3 protein-coding genes are annotated in these 2,689 nt (G+C 62.3%); all 3 read right to left on the bottom strand.

Annotated features, from left to right (window positions below; translation table 11 throughout):
* Positions 1–912 (bottom strand): gamma-glutamyltransferase, encoded by a 912-nt coding sequence (locus Q7O77_RS16705; RefSeq protein ID WP_304169860.1) that lies wholly within the window; start codon positions 910–912, stop codon positions 1–3.
* Positions 913–927: 15 nt separating this feature from the next.
* Complete coding sequence (locus Q7O77_RS16700) at positions 928–1,806, bottom strand: ABC transporter permease (RefSeq protein ID WP_304169858.1); 879 nt, start codon at positions 1,804–1,806, stop codon at positions 928–930.
* Positions 1,803–2,689 (bottom strand): ABC transporter permease (locus tag Q7O77_RS16695; protein WP_304169856.1); only part of this gene is annotated, 887 nt, incomplete at its 5' end. The genes Q7O77_RS16695 and Q7O77_RS16700, both read right to left, overlap by 4 nt.

Here is a 2,689-nt window from a genome sequence, read left to right as displayed (position 1 = left end):
TCAGATGTGTATAAGAGACAGGTCGATGCCTTTCAGCAGCGCCAGCGACTGTAACAGCACCGGTCCCTGCCCCCACGGCCCGGTTTTGGCGACGGTCCAACCGTGGTAGTCATACGTGGTGGGCGTTTCGATCGTCGCCTGCCAGTTCGCCATATCGTCGGCGGTTAGCACGCCTTTATGGCGATGCCCGCTGGCGTCCATCACCTCGGCCGTTTGCAGATAGTCCGCGATAGCCTCGGCGACAAAACCGCGGTAAAAGGCATCTCTCGCCGCATCGATACCGGCCTCACGCCCCGGTCGGGCTTCGGACTCCCGGATAATGCGTTTCCAGGTTTCGGCCAGAACCGGGTTGGTGAAGTTCGACAGCGCGGCAGGCGCGGTGCCGCCGGGCAGCCACGTGGCGTACGACGTCGGCCACTCCGTGCGGAAGAACTCAGCCAAATCGCTGATGGTCGCCGCCACTCTCGGCAACAACGGATGACCGTTCTCCAGATAGCCGATGGCCGGTTCCAGCACCTCGCGCACGGTCATCGTGCCGTAGTCTCGCAGCATCAGCATCCAGCCGTCGAACGAGCCGGGGATCACCGTCGCCAGCAGACCGTCGCCGGGGATCAGGTCGAGTCCTTCGGCGGTATAGTGCTCAAGCGTCGCCGCCGCCGGTGCGGTGCCCTGCGCGCAGATCACCTCTACCTTGTCTTTTTTACGCGAATAGATCACGGCGGGCATGTCGCCGCCGGGACCGTTCAGATGCGGCTCGACCACCTGCAAGACAAAGCCGGTCGCCACGGCCGCGTCAAAGGCGTTGCCGCCCTTTTCCAATATACTCATGCCGACGGCGGAGGCGATCCAGTGGGTCGAGGTAACCACGCCGAAGGTGCCTAAAATCTCCGGACGCGTGGTGAATGCATTCATGACGCTTTCCTTCTGTTATGAGTTTTCACGCGGGTCGAGCGCATCACGCAAGCCGTCGCCCAGCAGGTTAAAGCCAATCACCACCAGAAAAATGGCGGCCCCCGGCCACATCGCCATCCAGGGCGCCTGAGTCAGGAAGTTTTTAGCGACGTTCAGCATCGACCCCCAGCTGGGCGCGGGCGCCTGCTGACCCAGCCCGAGGAAGGACAGGCTGGCTTCCGCGATAATCGCGGTCGCCACCGTCAGCGTCGCCTGTACGATAATCGGCGGCAGGATATTCGGCAGGATGTAGCGCAATAGGATATCGCCGTGGCCCAGTCCGATAGAGCGCGCGCCTTCGATGTAGTCTTCGGTTTTGACCGCCAGCACCTGCGAACGCGTGAGCCGAATAAAAATCGGCATCGCGGACAGGCCGATGGCGATCATCGCATTGGTCAGGCTCGGGCCGAGAAAGGCCGCCAGCGCAATCGCCATAATCAGGAAAGGCATCGCCAGAAACGCCTCGGTCACGCGGGAAATCACCTGATCGACCCAGCCGCCGAAATAGCCGGAGATCAGCCCGAAAGGCACGCCGGTCAACACGGCGATAGCGACGGAGATTACCCCCGCCATCAGCGAGGCCTGCGCGCCCCACACCATCCGCGACAGCACGTCGCGCCCGATGTCGTCCGTCCCCAACCAGTGCGCGGCCGACGGCGCTTTACGGATCGCGCTCCAGCTGGTCGCCAGCGGATCGGCCAACGGCAGCAGCGGCGCCAGCACCGCCAAGAGCGCAAAAAAGACGATGATGATCAGACCGGCGATAGAGCTGCGATTGCGCTTCATCTTCTTCCAGGCGCGGTTGCCTGCGACGGCCTGCGGCGCGACGACGACGATAGGATCAGTCAGGCTCATAGCGCGCTCCTCATTCGCGGATTCAGCAGCATGGCGGCGACGTCCGCCAGCAGGTTCATGACGATAAAGCCGACCGCCGTACACAGGACCACGCCCTGAACCACCGCGTAATCACGGTTGAACACCGCATCGACGATCAGCTTTCCGAAGCCGGGGATCGTGAAAATCTGTTCGGTCAGGACCGCGCCCGCCAGCAGTTCGCCGAATAGCAGCGCCGTCAGCGTAATGATGGGCGACAGCGCATTGCGAAAAGCGTGGCTTAGCACCACCTCGCGGTTGGACAACCCTTTGGCGCGCGCCGTGCGGATATAGTCCGCTTTCATGACCGACAGCATCGCCGATCGCGTATGCCGCATCAGCGTGGCCGCCAGCGCGGTGCCGAGCACGAAGGCAGGCATGAGGGTCGTTTGCAGCGAGCGCAGCGGGTCGGTCAACAACGATTCATAGCCCGACGCGGGCAACCAGCCCAGCTGCACGGATACCAGCAGAATCAGCATGATGCCGAGCCAGAAGTTGGGGATCGACAGCCCCGACAGCGCGACCACGTTAGCCAGATAATCCAGCGTCGTGTTCTGCTTCACCGCCGCCAGAATGCCGATAGGCACCCCGATGATCAGCGCGAAGAACATCGCCATCACCGCCAGTTGCAGGGTGACCGGCAGTTTTTCGCCGATCAGTTCCAGCACCGGCTGATTGGTGCGCAGCGACACGCCAAAATCGCCTTGCGCCACGGCCCCAAGCCAGTAGAAGTACTGATACACCACCGGGTCGTTCATGCGATATTTTTCACGCAGCAGCTCCATCACCGCCGGATCGCGCTCTTCTCCTGCCATCGCCAGGATCGGATCGCCCGGCAGCAGCTTTTGCAGCGAAAAAACGAAAA

The organism is Lonsdalea britannica (assembly GCF_946477055.1).
GTDB lineage: Bacteria > Pseudomonadota > Gammaproteobacteria > Enterobacterales > Enterobacteriaceae > Lonsdalea > Lonsdalea britannica_A.
Note: the sequence above shows the minus strand (reverse complement) of the source record. Positions and strands in the feature narration are given on the sequence as shown.

Excerpts from the sequence above, each read along its gene's own strand:
- Q7O77_RS16705 (WP_304169860.1), bottom strand. The coding sequence starts at position 912 with ATGAATGCATTCACCACGCGTCCGGAGATTTTAGGCACCTTCGGCGTG.
- Q7O77_RS16700 (WP_304169858.1), bottom strand. The coding sequence starts at position 1,806 with ATGAGCCTGACTGATCCTATCGTCGTCGTCGCGCCGCAGGCCGTCGCA.